This window comes from Pedobacter sp. (assembly GCF_965279535.1).
Classification (GTDB): domain Bacteria; phylum Bacteroidota; class Bacteroidia; order Sphingobacteriales; family Sphingobacteriaceae; genus Pedobacter.
The window spans coordinates 3,169,215-3,190,870 of the sequence record NZ_OZ257244.1; the positions used below are offsets into that span (position 1 = coordinate 3,169,215).

Annotated in this window: 18 protein-coding genes; 14 read left to right on the forward strand and 4 right to left on the reverse strand. The window is 39.6% G+C overall.

The genetic code is table 11. The features are described from left to right. The first annotated feature begins 185 nt into the window (after positions 1 to 185). The 7 genes from ypfJ (at position 186) to ACQY77_RS12850 (ending at position 8,011) form a co-directional block, all read left to right on the forward strand. Complete coding sequence (gene ypfJ / locus ACQY77_RS12820; RefSeq protein ID WP_421941752.1) at positions 186 to 1,028, forward strand: KPN_02809 family neutral zinc metallopeptidase; 843 nt, start codon at positions 186 to 188, stop codon at positions 1,026 to 1,028. Positions 1,029 to 1,129: 101 nt separating this feature from the next. After that, complete coding sequence (locus tag ACQY77_RS12825; protein WP_421941751.1) at positions 1,130 to 2,263, forward strand: sensor histidine kinase; 1,134 nt, start codon at positions 1,130 to 1,132, stop codon at positions 2,261 to 2,263. Between the two features lie 18 nt (positions 2,264 to 2,281). Beyond that, a complete protein-coding gene (locus ACQY77_RS12830; RefSeq protein ID WP_421941750.1) occupies positions 2,282 to 5,866 on the forward strand; it encodes a response regulator in 3,585 nt (1,194 codons plus the stop codon). A gap of 10 nt (positions 5,867 to 5,876) precedes the next feature. After that, entirely contained in the window at positions 5,877 to 6,254 is a 378-nt protein-coding gene (locus ACQY77_RS12835) for a response regulator (protein WP_421941749.1), read from the forward strand. Next, positions 6,251 to 7,069, forward strand: coding sequence for a CheR family methyltransferase (locus ACQY77_RS12840; protein ID WP_421941748.1), 819 nt, complete (start codon positions 6,251 to 6,253; stop codon positions 7,067 to 7,069). Before ACQY77_RS12835 ends, ACQY77_RS12840 begins: the two co-directional genes overlap by 4 nt. Continuing rightward, a complete protein-coding gene (locus ACQY77_RS12845) occupies positions 7,054 to 7,638 on the forward strand; it encodes a chemotaxis protein CheB (RefSeq protein WP_421941747.1) in 585 nt (194 codons plus the stop codon). The genes ACQY77_RS12840 and ACQY77_RS12845 overlap by 16 nt, the downstream gene beginning before the upstream one ends. Further along, the gene (locus tag ACQY77_RS12850) at positions 7,631 to 8,011 is read left to right on the forward strand and encodes a response regulator (RefSeq protein ID WP_421941746.1); all 381 of its coding nucleotides are present in this window, start codon (positions 7,631 to 7,633) and stop codon (positions 8,009 to 8,011) included. Before ACQY77_RS12845 ends, ACQY77_RS12850 begins: the two co-directional genes overlap by 8 nt. A gap of 4 nt (positions 8,012 to 8,015) precedes the next feature. Here the strand turns inward: ACQY77_RS12850 and ACQY77_RS12855 are convergent, their stop codons facing one another. From ACQY77_RS12855 to ACQY77_RS12870, 4 genes are all read right to left on the reverse strand, one after another. Then, complete coding sequence (locus ACQY77_RS12855; protein ID WP_421941745.1) at positions 8,016 to 8,972, reverse strand: DUF3137 domain-containing protein; 957 nt, start codon at positions 8,970 to 8,972, stop codon at positions 8,016 to 8,018. Next, on the reverse strand, positions 8,972 to 9,529 hold the full coding sequence (locus ACQY77_RS12860) for a LemA family protein (RefSeq protein WP_421941744.1): 558 nt from the start codon (positions 9,527 to 9,529) through the stop codon (positions 8,972 to 8,974). The genes ACQY77_RS12855 and ACQY77_RS12860 overlap by 1 nt, the downstream gene beginning before the upstream one ends. Positions 9,530 to 9,587: 58 nt before the next feature. After that, positions 9,588 to 11,405, reverse strand: coding sequence for a hypothetical protein (locus tag ACQY77_RS12865; RefSeq protein WP_421941743.1), 1,818 nt, complete (start codon positions 11,403 to 11,405; stop codon positions 9,588 to 9,590). 62 nt (positions 11,406 to 11,467) lie between these two features. Next, on the reverse strand, positions 11,468 to 13,255 hold the full coding sequence (locus tag ACQY77_RS12870) for a hypothetical protein (RefSeq protein ID WP_421941742.1): 1,788 nt from the start codon (positions 13,253 to 13,255) through the stop codon (positions 11,468 to 11,470). 780 nt (positions 13,256 to 14,035) lie between these two features. Here ACQY77_RS12870 and miaB point away from each other — a divergent pair. The 7 genes from miaB to groL all read left to right on the forward strand — a co-directional run bounded on the left by miaB (position 14,036) and on the right by groL (position 21,386). Next, entirely contained in the window at positions 14,036 to 15,451 is a 1,416-nt protein-coding gene (miaB, locus tag ACQY77_RS12875; protein ID WP_421941741.1) for a tRNA (N6-isopentenyl adenosine(37)-C2)-methylthiotransferase MiaB, read from the forward strand. A gap of 140 nt (positions 15,452 to 15,591) precedes the next feature. Further along, positions 15,592 to 16,827, forward strand: coding sequence for a sigma-54 interaction domain-containing protein (locus ACQY77_RS12880; protein WP_421941740.1), 1,236 nt, complete (start codon positions 15,592 to 15,594; stop codon positions 16,825 to 16,827). 17 nt (positions 16,828 to 16,844) lie between these two features. Next, positions 16,845 to 17,345, forward strand: a complete 501-nt coding sequence (locus ACQY77_RS12885; RefSeq protein ID WP_421941739.1) for an LptE family protein — start codon at positions 16,845 to 16,847, stop codon at positions 17,343 to 17,345. Between the two features lie 106 nt (positions 17,346 to 17,451). Then, positions 17,452 to 18,495, forward strand: coding sequence for a hypothetical protein (locus ACQY77_RS12890; protein ID WP_421941738.1), 1,044 nt, complete (start codon positions 17,452 to 17,454; stop codon positions 18,493 to 18,495). Positions 18,496 to 18,508: 13 nt separating this feature from the next. Then, complete coding sequence (secG, locus tag ACQY77_RS12895) at positions 18,509 to 18,871, forward strand: preprotein translocase subunit SecG (protein WP_421941737.1); 363 nt, start codon at positions 18,509 to 18,511, stop codon at positions 18,869 to 18,871. A 435-nt stretch (positions 18,872 to 19,306) separates the two neighbouring features. Next, positions 19,307 to 19,597: a co-chaperone GroES gene (locus tag ACQY77_RS12900; protein WP_421941736.1), complete on the forward strand. Its 291-nt coding sequence runs from the start codon at positions 19,307 to 19,309 to the stop codon at positions 19,595 to 19,597. A 151-nt stretch (positions 19,598 to 19,748) separates the two neighbouring features. After that, a complete protein-coding gene (gene groL / locus ACQY77_RS12905) occupies positions 19,749 to 21,386 on the forward strand; it encodes a chaperonin GroEL (RefSeq protein ID WP_421941735.1) in 1,638 nt (545 codons plus the stop codon). Positions 21,387 to 21,656 lie beyond the last annotated feature (270 nt).

Below are 21,656 nucleotides of genomic sequence, written 5' to 3' on the forward strand. Positions count from 1 at the left end.
TTTACCAGCCAGAAATGTTCATGAATATGCTGTTCGCAGCTGTATTTGAGCTGTAATTTACACTGAACTCCCGAACCTTTTTTGATTTCAACACAATTAAGAATAAAGCGAGCAAAATAATTTCTATTTTAGTATAACAATTATCCAATATTTGGGTTATCAGATAGAACTTAAAAATTAACAGTATGCAATGGTTTGGTAAAGGAAGTGGTAATGTTGAAGATGGAAGAAGTGGCGGTGGAGGAAGAACAGCTTTAGGCGGTGGTATCGGTTTAATCGTCATCGTGTTAGGTTTGTTTTTTGGCAAAGATTTAACGGGCCTGGTAGGGCAACTTCCGGCTGGAGCCGATAATACTGAAGTAAAGCAGGGTGTTCCGGCCAATGATCCGCAGGCACAATTTGTTTCAGGGGTACTGGAATCTACAGAGCAGGTTTGGGACCGGGAATTCCAGGCCATGGGAAAAACATATGAATATCCAAAACTGAGACTTTTTAGGGATGGTGTTCAAACCGCTTGTGGTTATGCACAATCTAATGTAGGGCCTTTCTATTGCCCTGGTGACCATAAAGTATATATTGACCTTTCCTTTTACGATGATTTAAAAAATCGTTTCGGTGCGGCAGGCGATTTCGCGCAAGCGTATGTAATTGCCCATGAAGTGGGGCACCATGTTCAAAATATTTTGGGCATATCTGCCAAACTGGATGAAGCACGTGGAAGGGTGAGCGAAAAAGAATACAATCGTTTATCTGTTAAACTAGAACTCCAGGCCGATTTTTTTGCCGGTCTTTGGGCGCATAATGCTCAAAATTTAAAAGACTTTAAATTAGAAGAAGGCGATATCGAAGAAGCATTAACGGCAGCAAATGCCATCGGTGATGATAAACTTCAAAAACAGGCAACAGGCGAAGTTCAGCCAGATTCTTTTACACACGGAACCTCGCAACAGCGCATGTATTGGTTTAAAAAAGGATTTGAAACTGGCGACATCAGCCAGGGAGATACTTTCAATTCAAATAATTTATAAAATTTAAAACATTTTTAAAACCTTGTTGTTGGTTTACAGTTAATGAGATTTGTGTCTCTGAACCAAACATATTGTCCCCGGACCTAAATTGTTTTATATAAATGATCCTTATAGTTGATGACAGGCCTGAAAACCTGATCTCCTTACAGAAAGTACTACAAGCACATAATTTCGAAGTGGACACCGCTTCATCGGGAGAAGAGGCGCTAAAAAAAGTTTTAAAAAATAACTATGTCCTGATCATTCTTGATGTTCAAATGCCAGATATGGATGGCTTTGAAGTTGCTGAGGCCATTTCTGGCTTTAGCAAAGCTAAGGATACCGCTATTATATTTCTATCAGCTGTAAATACCGAGCTTAAGTTCATAACCAAAGGCTATTTAAGCGGAGGATTGGATTATATCACCAAACCGGTTGATATCAATGTGCTATTGCTCAAAATCAAAACCTTTTACCGCATTTACGAGCAAAGCCGAAAGCTTAATGAAGTACAAGAGAAGCTTCTGGAAGAAATCGAATTTCGAAAACAGGCCGAACATAAAAAGGATGAGTTCATCAGTATTGCCAGTCACGAGCTTAAAACACCTTTAACCAGTGTAAAAGGATACATTCAATTGCTGCAGCGAAGCTTGAATAAGGATGATAAAACCATGGCTGTCAATCACCTCGAGAAGGCAAGCATCCAATTGGAAAAACTTAACGACCTGATTGTTGATTTATTGGATATTTCAAAGATCGAGAGTGGCAAAATGAAGTTTAATATGCAGCATTTCTGTGCTGATAATATGGTAAACAATGCCATTGAGATGTTGCAGCAATCTAATCCTAACTTTACCATAAACAAATTAGGAAAAACCACTGAAATGATTTTCGGCGATGAAATGCGCCTGGAGCAGGTTGTAATCAATTTCATCACCAATGCTATAAAATATGCGCCTGGCACAAACCAGGTTAACATAACCATCAATATTAAAGACGGAAAGCTGTACCTGGCTGTAAAAGATTTTGGTATAGGCATTTCCAAGGAGCAACAACTAAGAATCTTTGAGAAATTCTATCGTGTTGAAGAAAATAGTAACCGGTTTAATGGTTTGGGCATCGGATTGTATATCTGCTCAGAAATTATTCATCGCCACGGCGGAACCATTGGTGTAAACAGTGTGCCTGATGAAGGTTCTGAGTTCTATTTTATTATCCCCATTACCGAAGAAGAAATCCTCAAATCTCAAAGCTAAAATCCCCATTCATTATACATGAAAACAACCCTTAAAAACAATTTGCGTTTAGGCCTGGGCTTGTCGCTGATTATTCTTTTTATCAGTTCGCTAGCCTCATATGTGAGTATCCGGAATTTAATTAAAAGTACCGAATTGGTAAAACACAGTGACGAGGTGATCCTCAGTGTGGAGAATCTTATCTCTACCCTTAAGGATGCTGAAACTGGCCAAAGGGGCTATTTATTAACCGGAAACAAGGTCTTTTTAGAGCCATATGAGGGGGCGAGCGACAGTGCTGCACATATTCTAAACAAACTGGATTCATGGACAAAGGATAATGGACTTCAGCAAAAGTATATCGGACAGTTAAGAACTATTTTAGTCAAACGTTTAGATATCATTAAGTCTACTGTTGAAATAAAATCGTTGGGCGGGCAGATAGATCCAACTGTTTTATTCCAGGGTAAAACCTATATGGATCAGGTTAGAGATTTGGTAAAAAGGATGACGGATGAAGAGAAGCGTTTATTAGAGGAAAGAACCACAGAACTTAATAAGTTAACTTCATACACGCCTGTATTAATTATGTTAGCAGCATTGCTGGCGGTGCTTATTACCCTGTTTTTCTACAGAAAAGTTTCCATTGATTTTGATGAAAGAGTAAAGCTTCAGCAAGAAATTGAAGAGAAGAAATATGAAATGGAGAAACGCATTATTGCCATTAAGGAAATCGCCCACCAGATTTCGGCTGGCAATTATGGGGTTACTTTAGATAGCCAGACAAGAGATGACATTGGAGAGCTTGCCGAATCGCTCAATAGCATGTCTGCCTCGTTAAAAAAATCTTTTGATACACTGGAAGAAAATGAATGGTTACAAACCGGTGTAGCCAATCTCAATGTAAAAATGGTTGGTGAGAAAGATGTTTTTCATTTGGCTGATGATATTATTGAATTTTTAGCAGCATACACCAAAAGCCAGGTTGGTGCCATTTACCTGTTTAAGGATGATGGCTATTTGCATTTGAAAGGTCAGTATGCCTTGCAAGGGCAGCAGTTAGCTCCTGTACTAGAGATTGGGCAAGGCCTAATCGGACAGGCAGTTAAATCCGGTAAACGAATTCTTTTAGATGAAGTTCCTCAAAACGAATTAACAGTAAGCCATGCTACAGGTAAAATTAAACCCGCCCAGTTGGTTATTCTCCCGATTGTAAGGAATGAAATTACCATTGGTGGGATAGAACTTGGAACCATAACGGAATACAATGATTTACAGCTCCATTTCTTAAATCTGGTTATGTCTGATGTTGGCACCGCACTGCTGGGTGCACAGAACCGACAAAAACTGCAACAATTGCTGGAAGAAACTCAGGCACAGTCAGAAGAATTACAAGTTCAGCATAACGAGTTAGAAGGTATGAATGCCGAGCTCGAAGCGCAGGCTCAGAAACTTCAGGCATCAGAAGAAGAATTGAGGGTTCAACAAGAAGAATTGCTTCAAAGCAACCAGGAGCTGGAAGAAAGAAGCAGCTTACTGGAAGAGAAAAATGAGTTAATTGAAGAAAGAAACCTTGAAATACAACAAAAAGCAGAGGCACTTGAGCTGAGTACCCGCTACAAATCAGAGTTTTTAGCCAACATGTCTCATGAATTGAGAACACCATTGAATTCTATATTGCTGCTATCGCGATTAATGGCCGAAAACGAAGAAATTGATAGCGAGCATAAAGAATATGCAGAGGTGATTCAGAGTTCGGGCCAGGGCTTGTTGAGCCTGATCGATGAAATTTTGGATCTTTCTAAAATCGAAGCGGGCAAAATGGAGCTCGACAGGGCAAATATCAAAGTTGAAGAAGTGGTGCTTAATATGCGTTCACTTTTTAACCCCCTTGCCAAAGAAAAGAACCTCGAGCTGGTGATTGACCAATCTGCTGATGTACCTGAATTTTTTCACACAGACAAAATGCGTTTAGAGCAAATATTAAAGAATTTGCTGTCAAATGCCATTAAATTTACCAGTTTAGGCTCTGTTAAGCTTAATATTACAAAAAATGTTAAGCTTGATGCTTTAGTTTTCAAAGTAACAGATACCGGTGTAGGTATTGCCCCGGAAAAACAGGCCATGGTGTTCGAAGCTTTCCAGCAGGCAGATGGTTCTACCCGCCGCAAATTCGGCGGCACAGGATTAGGTCTTTCTATCAGTAGAGAGCTGGCTAAACTTTTAGGTGGATATATTGATTTAAAAAGTACAGAGGGCGAAGGAAGTATCTTCACTTTAACGTTGCCGATCGATAAAAATAAAGGTATTGAAAAGCTGGATGCACCTGCAGAGCGGATTACTCATCCAGTTTCTGATCAATTCCCGAAAGTAAGTCATTTAACAGTTCCCAATATCCCGCAAGAAGTGGAAGACGACAGGCATAACATTCAGCCTGATGATAAAGTAATCCTGATTGTGGAAGATGATACGCCATTTGCAAAAACCTTGCTGGATTTTACACGTAAACGTAACTACAAAGGCCTGGTGGCGGTACGTGGCGATGCCGGAATAGAGATGGCCAAAACCTATAAACCATTGGCTATACTTTTAGATATACAGTTGCCTGTGAAAGATGGCTGGCAGGTAATGGAAGAACTGAAATCTGATCCTGAAACACGCCCGATTCCGGTGCACATCATGTCGTCTTTACAGGTTAAAAAGGAAAGCCTGCTTAAAGGTGCAGTTGATTTCATTAACAAACCCTTTGCATTTGAACATATGCAGGAGGTGTTTCAAAAGCTTGAACATGCGCTTAGCCGTCATCCTAAAAAGGTACTGATTGTGGAAGAGAATGAACAGCATGCGAAGGCATTGAGCTACTTCCTCAGCAACTTCAATATCCAAACGGAGATTGTAAATCAGGTAAATGAGGGGGTTTCTGCTTTGCACAAACCAGAAGTAAATTGTGTCATCTTAGATATGGGTATTCCGGATAAACATGCTTATGAAACACTTGAAGTAGTGAAAAAAACACCTGGTTTGGAAAATCTGCCCATTATAATTTTCACAGGTAAAAATCTTTCAAAAGGTGAAGAGAACAGAATCAAACAGTATGCAGATTCTATTGTCGTTAAAACAGCACATTCTTATCAACGTATTTTAGATGAAGCGGGCTTGTTCTTACACCTTGTTGAAGAGAAAAGTAAAGACAAACGTAAAACACCAAGGAAATATTCAGAATTGCAGGATGTTTTGAAAGGCAAAACTGTTTTGGTTGCCGATGACGATGTGCGCAATATTTTCTCATTAACGAAGATGCTGGAACAGCACCAGATGAAAGTTTTGGCAGCAACAGATGGCAAGGAAGCATTGAAGTTACTGGAGGAAAACGAAACTGTTGATGTAGTGCTGATGGATATGATGATGCCGGAATTAGATGGATATGAAACTACAACCGCCATCAGGCAAAATGCTAAGTATAAGAATTTACCCATTTTAGCAGTTACAGCAAAAGCCATGATGGGCGATCGTGAAAAGTGCATTGCAGCTGGTGCATCAGATTATATCAGTAAACCGGTTGATATGGATCAGTTGGTATCACTGTTACGTGTATGGCTCTACGAAAATCATCATAACGCTTAATTATTTTTTTATGCCCCTAAAAACAGTATTAATAATAGATGACGATAACCGAAACATTTTTGCCCTGAAAGCTGTATTAAAAGCTAAAGGGTTTGATTGCTTATCTGCTACCAGTGCGCAGGAAGGTTTCTCGCTCATCGAGAAAAATGAAAAGGTAGACATTGTGTTGATGGATATGATGATGCCTGATATGGATGGTTACCAGGCTATTGCGGCCATGAAAAAATCAGCTGCAATGCAAAATATCCCGGTTTTAGCGGTAACGGCCCAGGCCATGGTTGGCGATAGGGAACGTTGTTTAAGTGCCGGGGCATCGGGCTATGTCTCCAAACCTATAAATGTTGATGAATTATTGGTGCAAATAAAAAAGTTTACCCCTGATACGTGATAGTGGATGCAATAGACAATGAGCAGGTGAGCCTGTTATTAAATGATGTTCTGGAAACTCATGGGTATGATTTTCTGGAGTATTCTCCTGCATCTATAAAACGCAGGATTGCACGTTTATTCGCACTGGATAATTTTGTTAGTTTTGCTGAGTTCCGTTACACTATTCGCTCTGATAAACAATATTTTAAACGTTTTTTAGAAGAAATTACGGTAAACGTAACCGAAATGTTCCGCGATCCGGGCTTTTATAAGGCCTTGCGCAATGAAGTGTTACCTAATCTGGGTACTTATCCATTTATCCGGATTTGGGTTGCGGGCTGTTCAACAGGAGAGGAAGCCTATTCGCTGGCCATTGTACTAAAAGAGCTAAATCTCCTGAATAAATCTTTGATATACGCCACAGATATTAATCCTTCTGTATTGGAAAAGGCCAAGAAAGGGATGTTTCCGTTAAATTATTTAAAGGGATATTCGGAAAATTACCGCCAATCCGGAGGATTAAAGGATTTTTCGAGTTATTATACCGCTAATTATTCATTGGCCAAGTTTGACGAAAGCCTCAGCAGCAAGATGATATTTTCTACCCATAACCTGGTTTCCGATCATTCTTTTAATGAGTTTCAATTAATTATGTGCCGAAACGTGCTCATCTATTTCGATAAGGAACTTCAACATAAAGTTTTTAACTTGTTTGATAATAGTCTGGAGAATTTGGGGTATCTGGCTCTAGGGAGTAAGGAGAGCCTCGACTTTTGGTCCAGAGCCAAAGAATATAAAAGAGTAAAAACAGAAAAAATATGGCGGAAACTTTAAGAAAACCCAAATGTGGTGCTATCGTTATTGGCGGCTCAGCGGGAAGTCTTGACGTATTGCTCGAAGTTTTTCCTTCACTTAGGGCAGACTTAAAGTTTCCCATTATCCTTGTGGTGCATCGCAAAGGCAGTTCCGAATCTCTCCTCTCTGATTTACTGCAGAGCAGAACCGCACTAACGGTTTTAGAGGCAGAAGAAAAATCCTTACTGGAAGGGGGGAAGGTATATATCGCTCCGGCCGATTATCACCTACTTATTGAAGAAGACCATACCTTATCTTTGGATTATTCTGAAAAAGTTAATTATTCCCGTCCGTCTATTGATGTTACCTTTCAGTCTGCTGCAGAGGTATTTAAGTCAGAATTGGTTTGTGTTTTACTTTCAGGATCCAATGCCGATGGAGTGGAAGGATTAAAAACTGTAAACAATTTCGGTGGAAATGTGGTTATACAGAATCCAAATACAGCAATAATGCCGTATATGCCGCAACAAGCCATAAATGCGGTAAAACCAAATCTGGTTTTAGATAGTTTTGATATGGCAGAATATATAAATGGTTTGCATGGATAGTGAAAATTTAAAGGGTGTGAAAAAAGTATTTGTTTTTGATGATAATAAGGATATCCTCGATCTGTGCACATTCATTCTGGAAGATGCGGGGTATGAGATCAGGACTTCCGAGACGGCCAATAATATCGAAGAGCAGGTTTCGGCCTATATGCCCGATATCATCTTTATGGATAACTGGCTTCCTGATTTAGGTGGGATTCAGGCTACGAAGGCAATAAAACAACATCCTGATTTAAAGCATATTCCGGTAATTTATTTTTCTGCCAATAACGATATATCTGCTTTAGCCAGCGAGGCAGGCGCCGATAGCTACCTTTCTAAACCTTTTGATATCGCCTCGCTGGAAGAAATCGTTAAAAAACATTTAAGCTAACAGCTTATTGCTTACCCCAAATTCGGGTATTCAGATCAAGCTCCTGAACAATATCATGCATAAATTTAATGGCTGCAATGTCATCATTGAGCAGCTGCGGATTGAGCAAGGTTTTAAACACAGGCGCTTCAAAGTAATTCCGGTTTAATGGGAAACCGATATACATCCTGGATTCTATAAAAGAAAGACTGATCGCATATTTTGCACTATTGTGGAGGTTTAAAATCCGCTCCATCATGGCAGGGGTTAAAATATACCTGGCTTCTACCTGATCGGTTGCGTAAGTAACAAACGTTTTATCAAAATCAGTATTTTCTAAACTCACCACATCTTTGCTTCCGTAGGAAAATACGTTTTTAGAAAACCAGGCGCCTATTGCTGCTCCAAAATCTTTTGGCCTGACTACGGTAACGCCATTAAAATATTTATTGAAATCGGCTACAAAGATGATCCCTTTAAAAATATCGTGCCACTCGGTACGGGTTCCGTTTTTGGTTTGATGAACAGTTTTATACTCAGCATGTACTTCAGCAAAATAAAAGCTGGTTTTTCCTGCAGTGCCACTTACTAAATCCTCGGTTTTATAGCGGTCAGGCTGCTGAGTGAATAGTTGGGAGTAGATGAATTCCTGCGCTAAAATTCCCTCGTAAGGTTGAATGGTTAAACTTGGATCCATGAATTTAAGTGCAGCGCCAATCACATCTCGCTTATAAGCATCTTTGTAAGCGTGTAATTCATCACCAATACGGTAAAGGATAATACCACCTACAATTCCGAGGGCAATTAAACCTACTATGCCGGCAACCGGAAAGCCCAGTATAAACCCTAAAATGAGCAGAAAAACGCCCGCGCCAATGCCAATATAACCTTTTGTTTGTGCCGCAGATATTTTTTTTCGCTCAATTTCCATGTTAGCCAATACATTTTGTAAGGCTACATTGCTTGCTAAATCAAACTGCATTAATTATTGAAAAGTTCTTTAGCGCTTATGTTTTTACGTTCTTCAACAGCAGTTTCCAAAACTGGTTGGGGCTGAAAGTTAAGCATGCCGGCAAACAAACTTCCCGGAAACATCATGATGGCATTATTATAATCAGTTACTGCTGAGTTGTAAGTTCTGCGGGCAGCGGCAATTTGCTCTTCACTTTCTGTCCAGGTGGTTTGCAAATTAATAAAGTTGGTGTTGGCTTTTAAATCAGGATAGTTTTCTATGTTAAGCATTAATCCCTTAACACTACTGCCTAACTGGGCATCAATTTGTGCTTTCTCGGCATCGCTAACCGTGCCGGATGTTGCTTTTGCCCTAAGCTCAACAATTTTGGTTAAAGTACTTTGTTCATAGTTGGTATATTGTTTCACCACCTCAACAAGGTTTGGAATAAGATCGAAACGTTTTTTAAGCATTACATCAATTGCCGAAAAGGCATTGGTAACCTGGTTCTTTTTGCCGATAAGCGAGTTGTAGAAGAAGATACCGATTAACAATAGGAAACCGATAACAATAATAGCGATAATCATAGTTTTATGTTTTGAGTTTAGATCATAAATATAGCAAAAGGTTACAAGTGTATATCTGCTATCTGCGATGTAATCTTTCCAGTCGCGCTTTCTGTTGCCTTCTTTTTAATCGTTTTTGCTTCCGGATCAGGTGGTTTTCTCTCATTTGTTTAAATTTCGCGATGTGCTCCTGAATTTCTGCCTGTTTCTCTTCCGTAACCCCCACACTGTGTTTTATACCCATGTAAAGGCTTCGCCAGATCAGGTTAAAGAAAGAGGTATTGGATGGGCGTTGATAGTTAACATCAGCGGATATGAATTTTCCGTCCCGTGATGGATTTTCAGCATTGATGATTAGCGCATTAGCTAAAATGGATAGTAAGCCACGCGTAACCAGGTGATCTTTCTCCGGATCATTCCGCATCAAGGCAACCGAAAGGTCGTAATAAGAGAAATCGACTTTTCCCCTGGCGCCAAAATCATTTGCATTGAAATTGAATTTAAGCTTTTCTACATTTCCCCTATTAATCCTTACCAATCCAAGCGGCTTGGTAATGGCGTTTAAAATGCGCGCATTGAAATGCTGTAAAACACCATTAAAAGCAAAACTACCATCTTTGGCCAATAAGTTAAACTTAAAGTTTAGGTCAAGCTTACCTTCACCAAGCAAATAGGAGGCAAGGCTTACATCCATGATGGGGTTTTGAGCTTTTATCTTGGAGATATTTGTGGCATTGCGGATAATCCCGGAAGTTCGTTCAAAACTAATTTTTCCCCGCTGGTTGCTCTCTTTGTTATAGGCCGCATAACTGATATCAATATCTTTTAACTGTATTTTCTCGGCCAGGATTGGTGCATTTATTTTTTGTAAAAGCTGATGTGGGAAGCGACCAATTTTGTTTTCCCTGGGTTTGGCCGGGAGTGCATCATTTGCAAAAACGGATATAGATCCATTGGCAATGGCCATTTCTTTAGTTCGCAGCTCTTGTTTACTGATGTAAAGCGGCAAGTTAATACCATTCATCATGATATTGTTCATTTGAATGCTAAAGCGGTCACGGGCATAACCCGCTACCTGCCCAAACTCCATTTCTCCGTACAAAGGTTCTAAAGCAAACTTACTGACACGGAGTTTTCCTGTAGATGCCCTGAAATCAAGCTGATTAAGCTTAATATTGTACATTTTATCTGGCGTAGGATAAACATAATCTTTAAGATTGATTACGATGTCTTTTAGGAGGTATATTCTTTTTGGATCATCTGCGGATGTAGAATCTACCAGTAAATCAGTCAAAGTAATGTTCAGGTTATCTATAGCAAAAGGAACTTCATTGCCCCTGTTTCTGTTGATGTATTTAAAGCTGGCATCTCTAAAAAGAATGTTTTTTATGCTAAATTCTTTCAGGTTTTTAGAGATGTATTCGTAGGGTAGTTTAATGGGTTGAGGCTGCCGGTCTTCATTAAAGTCAAGCTGCTTATTTATCATCATCACTTCTGGTTTATCAAAAACCACTTCCTCCAGCTGGAGCTTATGTTCCCGGTAAAGGGTTAAAGGGTGAAAACGATTAACCACCAGTTTTTTTAATTTAATACTGTAAAGATTATTGGGCGCTCTTTTAAGGCGAATAAGTTCATTATAACGAGTAGTATCGGGCGTAATGGTCACATTTTTAAGCGTTGCATGGCCGGTAAAAATATTGGTGGTAACTGTGGTAAAGCTAATCGTGTATAAACTATCCGTAGAAGTGTAAAGGAGTGTTTTTATCCTATCGGTAAGTAACGGCCGGGATTTAACATTCAAAAACCATGCTGTAGCGGCTAAAATGGCAAAAACAACAAATGATATACCTGCAAGCCACTTAAATAGTCGGAAACGATGATTAGAGGTATTCGGCATTGAAAATGGGGAATGTTACACCACAATATACATTATAAATCGCGTTTGTTGAAAGGGCTTACTTAATTTTTCTCACGCCGCGCTTTCCTGGCTTCCTTTCTGTCGGCTCTTTTCTGTTCTCTTATTTTCTTGGCAATTACTTTTTGTTGTTTTACAGGATCTTTGATCGGCACAATACCTACGCCCACAATATCTCTTATGCCCACGAAAACAGTCTTCCACATCAGATTGAAAAATGAAGCTGAATTTATCCTTGTGTTGCGCATACTGGCTGTTCTCGGACTTTCGCCCTTAGCGGGGTTTTCATCTTTTACCAGCACAGCATTGGCCAGGAAGGAGAGGAATCCTTTTTCCTTGGTTCCTTCACCATCAATGTTGTCAGATAGCATCTTAACTTTTAAATTGCTGTATAGCATATTCAGGTTGCCTGAGGCACCGGCCTGGTTTCCGCTGGCTTTAAAATCTACCTGTTGAATGTGGCCGCTTTCTATTTCTACCAGACCAAGCGGCTTTGAAAGTGGGTTTAGATTGGTGAGGCCAAAATTACGCAGAATCCCGCTGTAATCAAACGCACCATTCTTGTCGGTAAGGTTAAAATCAATTTTTACCTGAAGCGAACCTTTACCCATTAGCAGGGTGTTGAGATTGGCTAACGCATGGCTTTGTTTTGTCAGCCTTAAACTATCGTTGGTTACATTAAGGATGTTGCCGTCAATGGATTTAAAAGTGACCGAACCTGTTTTCTTGCTTGCCGGGTTATATTCTCCGTACTTAACATCTACATTTTTTAACCAGACAGTGTCTATGCGGATAGGAAAATTCAATCTTTTTAAGGCCACATGCGGGAAATTTTTTCCTTTATCGAGGCCCGGCGATGGAGGAGACTCCCGGCTCATGAATACATCAACCTGTGCCGGACCAATTCTTAGCGAACGCGCATGGAGTTTTTGATCGGTGTTGAGTGCTATAAAATCTACCTGTCTGAGTTCTATTTTCTGAAAATTCAAATCGTAGCGGTCTTTTTGAACGTTGTATTTTCTTGCAAAAGTAAGCTCGGGGTATAAGGGGGTCAATTTTAAACCTTTAACTGTTATTTTTTTAGAAGCCGTTGAGCCGGTAATGCTGTCTACGAGCATGTTATACATTTTATCTTTGGTGACTGATTTATAGCCGGCAATATTGAATGCAACATCTTTGGTGTAATAGAAACGGGTAGAATCCTTACTCGATAAGGAATCTAAAAGGAAATCTTTTACCATTACATTGAGGTGTTTAATGGAGTTTACCACCTTTTTGGTCCCGGCCTTATTAATGTAGTCAAAATCGGCATCAACAATTTTAATGGAATTGATGTGCAATGATTTTAATGTTTTGGAAATTTGTTCATAAAGGGTTTTCTCAACTTTAACAGTATCTGGTCTTTTAGTTACTTTGCTGAAGGTAACATTGATAGATGGTTTTTCGAGAATAATGGCACCCACATTTGCACGCTTTTTAAAGTAAGCGGTTAAAATACCAACCCGACTAATTTGAAGCTTTTTTAATTTAAGCTCAAAGGTATGGGCAGGCGCCCGATGTTGAATTTTTAAACTATCGTAAACCTTGGCATTGGTGCTGAGTGTTACATTTAAAAGCGCTAAACTTCCGGTGAGAACATTTATACGTACATCTTTAAAATCGATGCGATACAAATGATCGGAACCATTGTATACACCGGCCTTGATTTTTTCGGTGAGGATGGGTTTCCATTTCGCATTAATAAACATGGCCCCAAAGGCTAAAATCAATATAAGTGTACCGGATATACAACCAATCCATATCCAAATGCGGTTTCTTTTTTTAACATCCATTTTTTTGGTTTTCAATTAGAACAGATAGCGGAGGTAAAGGTTTGTTTTTCGCTTGTGGTCAATTCTTTTGTAACTACTTTGGCTGTTTTTAAAATGTTGTGGGTTGCGTGTTATGGGTCAGGTCGCCTAAATATTTAACAACTCGGTGTTCTCTGTTCTTTTCTCAGCGTCCTCTGTGGTTGAAATATAAAGTAAGAAGATAGACAGGATGCAAAACTTAGGTGGTTAGGATTGTTGTGAGTTGTGTGTTACGTGTTATGGGGCAGGTCGCCTAAATATTTAACAACTCGGTGTTCTCTGTTCTTTTCTCAGCGTCCTCTGTGGTTGAAATATAAAGTAAGAAGATAGACAGGATGCAAAACTTAGGTGGTTAGGATTGTTGTGAGTTGTGTGTTACGTGTTATGGGGCAGGTCGCCTAAATATTTAACAACTCGGTGTTCTCTGTTCTTTTCTCAGCGTCCTCTGTGGTTGAAATATAAAGTAAGAAAATAGACAGGATGCAAAACTTAGGTGGTTAGGATTGTTGTGAGTTGTGTGTTGCGTGTTATGGGGCAGGTCGCCTAAATATTTAACAAACTCGGTGTTCTCTGTTCTTTTCTCAGTGTCCTCTGTGGTTAAAATGGTTGTGAGTTGCGTGTTATAGGTCAAGTCGCCTAACTATCTTCCTATTATCCTTTCTACTCAAAATAATCCAAGTGTAAACATTTCAACTAAATATGTCAATTTGTCACTTTTAATTAAATTTATGTATTTTTGCAATCCCAAAATCTTTTTTGATAATGTTAGATTTACAAGTACAGGATAAAACACACGATGAAGCCAGACAAGGAGAAGCTTTAATTTTAGAAACTCCCCAGAAGGCAGATGCACGTAAATTATATATTGAGAGTTATGGTTGTGCCATGAATTTTGCAGATAGCGAAATTGTTGCTTCCATTCTTTCTGAAACTGGTTTTGAGACTACGGGCGATTACCACCAGGCAGATGTAATTTTTATCAATACCTGTTCGATTCGTGAAAATGCGGAAACCCGTGTTAGAAACCGTCTGTCGCAATTTGGTGTAGAAAAACGCCGCAATCCCAAATTGATTGTGGGTGTATTGGGTTGCATGGCAGAGCGTTTAAAATCTAAATTCTTGGAAGAAGAGCGTTTGGTAGATGTAGTGGTGGGCCCTGATGCTTACCGCGATCTTCCTAATTTAATTGAGCAGGTAGAAGAAGGCCATAAAGCGGTAAATGTTTTGTTATCGAGAGAGGAAACCTATGCGGATATTAGTCCGGTACGTTTGAATAGTAATGGCATTACCGCATTTATTTCCATTACCCGTGGTTGCAATAATATGTGTTCTTTCTGTGTGGTACCTTTTACCCGCGGACGTGAGCGCAGCCGGGATGCACATTCGATTGTAGAAGAAGCAAGAGGTTTGTTTGCAAATGGTTACCGCGAGGTTACTTTGCTCGGGCAAAATGTAGATTCTTATACCTGGAAATCGGAAGATGAGACTGAGACTGTAAATTTTGCTCAGTTACTGGAAATGGTGGCATTGGTAGATCCATTACTGAGGGTTCGTTTCTCTACTTCACATCCAAAAGACATTACCGATGAGGTTTTACACACCATCGCCAAATACGATAATATTTGTAATTATATTCATTTACCAGTACAATCGGGAAATACCCGCGTACTGGAGCTGATGAACCGAACATACACCCGTGAGTGGTACATCAACAGGATTGATGCCATTCGCAATATTATCCCGAATTGTGCTATCTCTACAGATATCATCGCAGGTTTCTGCACCGAAACTGAAGAGGAACACCAGGAAACCTTAAGCATGATGGATTACGTACAATACGATTTTGCTTATAATTTTACCTACTCTGAGCGTCCGGGAACTTTAGCAGCCAGAAAGCTGGAAGATGACATTCCTGAAGAGGTTAAGAAGCGTCGTTTAGCAGAAATTTTGGCTAAGCAACAAGAGCACTCCTTAATGCGTTTACAAGAGTGGGTGGGTAAAACCATTCATGTGTTGATTGAAGGTACGTCTAAAAAATCTGATAAAGATTATTGCGGAAGAGGAGATAGCGGTGCTATGGTGGTTTTCCCAGCTACAGCTGATGTTAAACCAGGCCAATATGCAGATATTTTTATCGAAAAATGTACTTCTGCAACTTTGATTGGAAAAATCATTTAGTTGTAGGTGGTAAGTTTAAGTAACAGGTTTACTTGGCGAGCACTACATACCATTTGATCGAAAATAGAAAGTCAAAACGAGATTTAGCCGTTTAGACTTATAACTTACAACGCTATACTGCAGCCCATAACATAATAAGAATGGATACACAAAATATAAAACAGCGTTTCGGGATTATTGGCAACTCGCCTTTATTAAACCGTGCTATTGATATTGCCAGCCAGGTTGCACCTACAGATATGTCGGTATTAATCACCGGAGAGAGCGGGAGTGGTAAAGAGGTTTTTTCGCATATTATCCATCAGTTGAGTGCCCGTAAACATGGTGCTTTTATTGCCGTTAACTGTGGTGCTATACCAGAGGGAACGATAGATTCAGAATTGTTTGGACACGAGAAAGGGTCTTTTACCGGTGCTCACGAAGCCAGGAAAGGTTATTTTGAGGTTGCCAATGGCGGAACCATTTTCTTAGATGAGGTGGCAGAACTTCCGTTGGGTACACAAGCACGTTTATTGAGGATTTTAGAAAGTGGCGAATACCTTCGTGTAGGATCATCGAAAGTGCAAAAAACCGATGTGCGGATTATTGCCGCTACCAACGTTGATGTTTATAACCGGGTTAAGAATGGCAAATTTAGAGAAGATTTGTACTATAGGTTAAACACCGTTCCTTTGCGTATCCCACCTTTACACGAGCGTAAAGAAGATATTTATCTTTTATTTAGAAAATTTGCTGCCGATTTCAGCGATAAATACCGTAGCCCGGGATTACAACTGGAACCAGATGCGATTCAGATTTTAACGAATTATAGCTGGCCGGGTAATGTTCGTCAGTTGAAAAATATCGCCGAGCAGATTTGTGTGCTTGAAAAAGATAGAAATGTAAGCGGGCAGGCCATATTAAATTATATCCCTAATGAAGCCGGAAGCAATTTGCCAATGGCAATCAATTCATCATCAAAAGAAGATTTTACAGAAAGAGATATTTTGTATAAAGTGCTTTTTGATATGAAAAAGGACATGGTGGAGCTTAAAAAATTAGTGGCAGAAATTATTCAGCATGGCGGAAACACCGCTACTGTGTTGGCAGATAATCCACAATATATTAACCAGCTTTATCGTGATGTCGAATTGCCTGTTGGCCAGGAGCATGCTTTTACCATCCAGCAGCCAGCGCCAAACAACATCAATAGCAATAACGATTATTTTGCGCATGATGCTGAAGAGGTAGAAGAATCACTATCGTTGGTTGATAAGGAATCTGACTTGATTAAAAAAGCCCTGAAAAAGCATAAGGGAAAGCGCAAATTTGCAGCGCAGGAACTGGGTATTTCTGAACGCACGCTTTATAGAAAAATTAAAGAGTTAAATTTATAAGTACTGCCGATAGGTTTATGAAGATTAAATTATTTGGATTACTGATTATCGCTGCATTAAGTTCTTGTGCTTATTCTTTTGGTGGGGCTTCTATTCCGGCGGAAATGAAAACAGTAACCGTTCGGATTTTCGAAAATAATGCCCCTTTGGTTGTACCTACACTGAGCAACCAGTTTACAGAAGCGGTAAAAACAAGGATCAGAAATCAGACGCGTTTGAGCATTACGCCAAACGAAGGGCAGGCGATTTTTGAAGGTAGAATAACCGGCTACGATATTAAACCCATTGCACTTCAATCTAACAGCATGCCTACTGCTGCAGGAAACCGTTTAACCATTACAGTTGCGGTAAAGTTTACCAATACCTTGGATAGCAAAGGAAGTTTTGAAGAAAGTTTTACCCGTTATTATGATTTCTTAAACGGAGCATCCATTCAATCGCTTTTACCTGCGGCAATAGAAAACATCAATAAACAATTAACAGAAGATATTTTTAACCGGGCATTTGCGCAATGGTAGTTGCTTAATTGCCTTTGGCTTTACATCACCTGATTACAGCTTCACAACCTGAAACTAAACTTTTCAAAACCACCTACATTTTTTAACTTAGCAGCAAACCGTAAAAATGGATAACAAACAGCTTTTGGCAGATTTACTTTCGCAACCGGGCAAGGTTTCGTCAGCTCATGTGCCTTTTTTGAAAGAAATGCTGCAACAATATCCATTTGCCCAACCCATTCATCAGCTTCTGGCAAAGGCCGATGCTCAATTTCTTCCTAAAGCAGCACTTTATAGTACTGGAGCCACCTTATACCATATTTTGCAGGCAACATATACTCCTGAAGAAGATGTTGAAGAGCTGGTATTGGCTGTAGAAGAGGAGGAAGCAGATGAGCAGGAGGTTTATGAAGAGATTACAGAACACCAGCCAGAGCTACCGGGTACCCTGGATTCTTCAACGGTACAAGCGCCAAATAGCATTCCGGGTGTAGATAGTCAGTTGAGGGATTTACCTGCCCAGGATGATTCTTTTATTGAAAGTGCTGCAGCAATCGATTTCTTTGCCTTTGAGGAAAAGGAAGCCATTATTGCAGTGCCGGCAGCACCGCTAATTGAAACGGTTACGCCGGATGAGCCAGAAGTTAATTTTGTTTCGAAATACGATGACGATCAGCTGCCCTATACTTTTCTATGGTGGCTGGCTAAAACCCGTAAAGAGCACGAACAGATTTTTCAGCCTTATGCTCAACCCAAACCAGCACTTTCCCGCCAGCCAGAAAACAATCAGTTACAGCAACAGGCAGAGTTTCAACAACAATATGTAGAGCACATTTTTCATATTCAAACACCGTTTGAGGTGGCGGATCATTTGGCAGAATACCCGGTTGGGGATGTAAAAGATGCTAAAGGGGCGGAGATCATCGAAAAATTCTTAAAAGAAGACCCTACAATAAAGCCACCAAAGCCAGAGCAAATCGATAATGAGAATAAGGCTAAAAAAAGCGCTGAAGATCATTACGACCTCGTTTCGGAAACATTGGCGAAAATTTATATCGAGCAAATGCTTTATCACAAGGCCATAGATACTTATAAAAAATTAAGTTTGAAATATCCAGAAAAAAGTGGTTACTTTGCCGACCTTATCCAATCTATAGAAAAGAAATTTTAAAACATATTTTACAATGGTAACCCTTTTAATCATTTTATTAATTATTGTATGTATCGCCTTAGGCTTATTTGTATTGGTACAAAACCCTAAAGGTGGCGGTTTAGCTGCTGGCGCCGGAAGTAGCAATATGTTCGGTGTGCAACGTACAGGTGATGTGCTGGAAAAAGGCTCATGGATTTTGTTAACCCTTATTGTGGTATTAACATTGGGTATTACTACCGTTGCAAAAACAAGTGGTGGTGCTGCTGCGGTTGGTAACTCAGCTATTCAAGAGCGTTTAGATAAAACACCATCTCCATCTCCAATTGGCGGTGCCTTAAACAACAATAAGCCTGCAGCAGCTCCTGCTCCGGCAAAAGATACAACTAAGAAATAATCGATTTATTTCGAGTTAGAAAAGCTTTCCTCAAAAGGGAAAGCTTTTTTTGTTTATTGGTCATTCGTCATTCGTCATTGGGCAATGGCCATTGGCTATTTGTGGTTAGCCTGCGTTAATTAAACCCGATTGGCCTGAAAAGCGCCCGTTTTTTCCGGGCGTTGGAACAGAAAGCGGGGCTGGTACCAACCGACGCAGGTTTATACTGCTTTCCTGTAAAAAAATCTTTTAATCAACCGAAGTTTTACCAACTTAAGAATGGGGAAGGTCATCTACTCTGCCAAGCTGACACTTAAATTTATTCCATATTCTACATTTGTTTATAAAATTGACAGAAGGGGTGAAAATTTGTCCCTGAAAACCACTTGGCATAAAAAGTGTTGTTTGAATGACTGTTAAAAAAAATCAAATCAAAATAAAAAAATAATAAAAGTTATGGCATTAAACCTAAAACCAATTGCCGGCACATCGAATAGGGTAATTGTTGAACCCGCTGCGGCAGAAGAAAAAACTGCATCAGGTTTGTATATTCCTGATACTGCTAAAGAAAAACCATCTAAAGGAACTGTAGTTTCAGTTTCGGCAGAAGATTCTGAAGGGAAAAAACCAAGTGTTAAAGTTGGTGACGTAGTTTTATACGGTAAATATGGTGGTACCGAGCTTCCTTATAACGGTAAAGATTATTTGATCATGCGTGAAACGGATATCTACGCAATCGAAGGATAGAAATTAATTAGTGAATGACCGAGTGAATGATTCGGTCTGAGCAGAAAAAATCTAAATAATTAATTAACAAATTGAATGTGGGATTGGGCTTAGCGGATGGTTGAATAAATCATCGCATTCTGGCATCCAATCATTCAAAATTAAAAACAACATGTCAAAACAAGTAAAATATAACGTAGAAGCACGTGACGCCCTGAAAAGAGGTGTTGATATTCTTGCAAATGCAGTAAAAGTAACTTTAGGTCCTAAAGGCCGTAATGTAATTATTGATAAAAAATTCGGTTCACCGGCGATCACTAAAGATGGTGTTTCTGTTGCGAAAGAAATCGAATTGAAAGATGCAGTAGAGAACATGGGTGCTCAAATGGTTAAAGAAGTTGCTTCAAAAACAGCTGATATTGCTGGTGATGGTACAACCACAGCAACTGTATTGGCTCAGGCAATTATTACTACTGGTATTAAAAACGTTGCTGCGGGTGCAAATCCAATGGATTTAAAACGCGGTATTGATAAAGCGGTGACTGCAGTAGTGGAGAACTTAAAATCTCAATCTCAAGCAGTTGGTGAAGACAACAACAAAATTAAACAAGTTGCCTCTATCTCTGCTAATAACGATGAAGTAATCGGTTCGTTAATTGCTGAAGCAATGGGTAAAGTAGGTAAAGATGGTGTAATTACTGTTGAAGAAGCAAAAGGTACTGAAACTGAAGTTAAAACAGTAGAAGGTATGCAGTTCGACAGGGGTTATTTATCTCCTTACTTCGTAACCAATGCAGATAAAATGGAAGCTGAGTTGGAAAACCCTTACATTTTAATCTACGACAAAAAAATCAGCAACATGAAAGAATTGTTGCCGGTTTTAGAAAAACAAGTTCAGACTGGTAAGCCACTTTTAATTATTGCTGAAGATTTAGACGGTGAAGCATTAGCTACTTTGGTCGTGAACAAAATCCGTGGTTCACTGAAAGTTGCTGCTGTTAAAGCACCAGGTTTTGGCGACAGAAGAAAAGCAATGTTAGAAGATATCGCCATCTTGACTGGTGGAACGGTAATTTCTGAAGAAAGAGGTTATAAATTAGAGAATGCTGATTTATCTTACTTAGGTCAGGCAGAAAAAGTTGTAGTTGATAAAGACAATACAACTGTTATTAACGGTGCTGGTAATGCAGATGACATTAAAGCGCGTGTTAACCAGATTAAATCTCAAATTGAAACGACTACATCTGATTACGATAAAGAAAAATTGCAAGAGCGTTTGGCTAAATTAGCTGGCGGTGTTGCTGTACTTTATGTAGGTGCGGCTAGTGAGGTTGAAATGAAAGAGAAAAAAGACCGTGTTGATGATGCTTTACATGCAACTCGTGCAGCTGTAGAAGAAGGTATCGTTGCTGGTGGTGGTGTTGCTTTCATTCGTGCTGTTGAAGCTTTAGCAAATCTTAAAGGCGCTAATGATGATGAAAACACTGGTATTCAGATTATCCGCAGAGCGATTGAAGAGCCTCTACGTCAGATTTGCGAAAACGCAGGTATTGAAGGTTCTATAGTAGTTCAAAAGGTTAAAGAAGGTAAAGCTGATTTTGGTTACAATGCACGTACTGATGTTTATGAAAACTTAATTGGTGCAGGTGTTATTGATCCGACTAAAGTAAGCCGCGTAGCCTTAGAGAACGCAGCTTCTATTGCAGCGATGTTATTGACAACAGAAGTAGTTTTAGCAGACGAGCCTGAAGAAGGTGGTGCTCCAGCTATGCCTCCTATGGGTGGCGGTGGCATGGGTGGCATGATGTAATAAGCAGCCAGCCAAAACACTTTCGTGTAAAAATTCCCTCAAGGTATAAACGCCTTGAGGGTTTTTTTATGCCCAAAAAGCTCAAAAAAGGCACTTTTAGTCCGGCTAACTGCTTCATTTAGTTGGGGTTGATGTAAAGTTTTAAGATTGTAATGTAAAAATTACGTCCTTTGTAGCTAGAAATTTATTAGCGCGTCTTTTTGTAGACTACTCATGAGCAGCTACTTAAAAAGAAAGCAGGTTCTTGCCAAACCAATCTGCTTTTTAGAA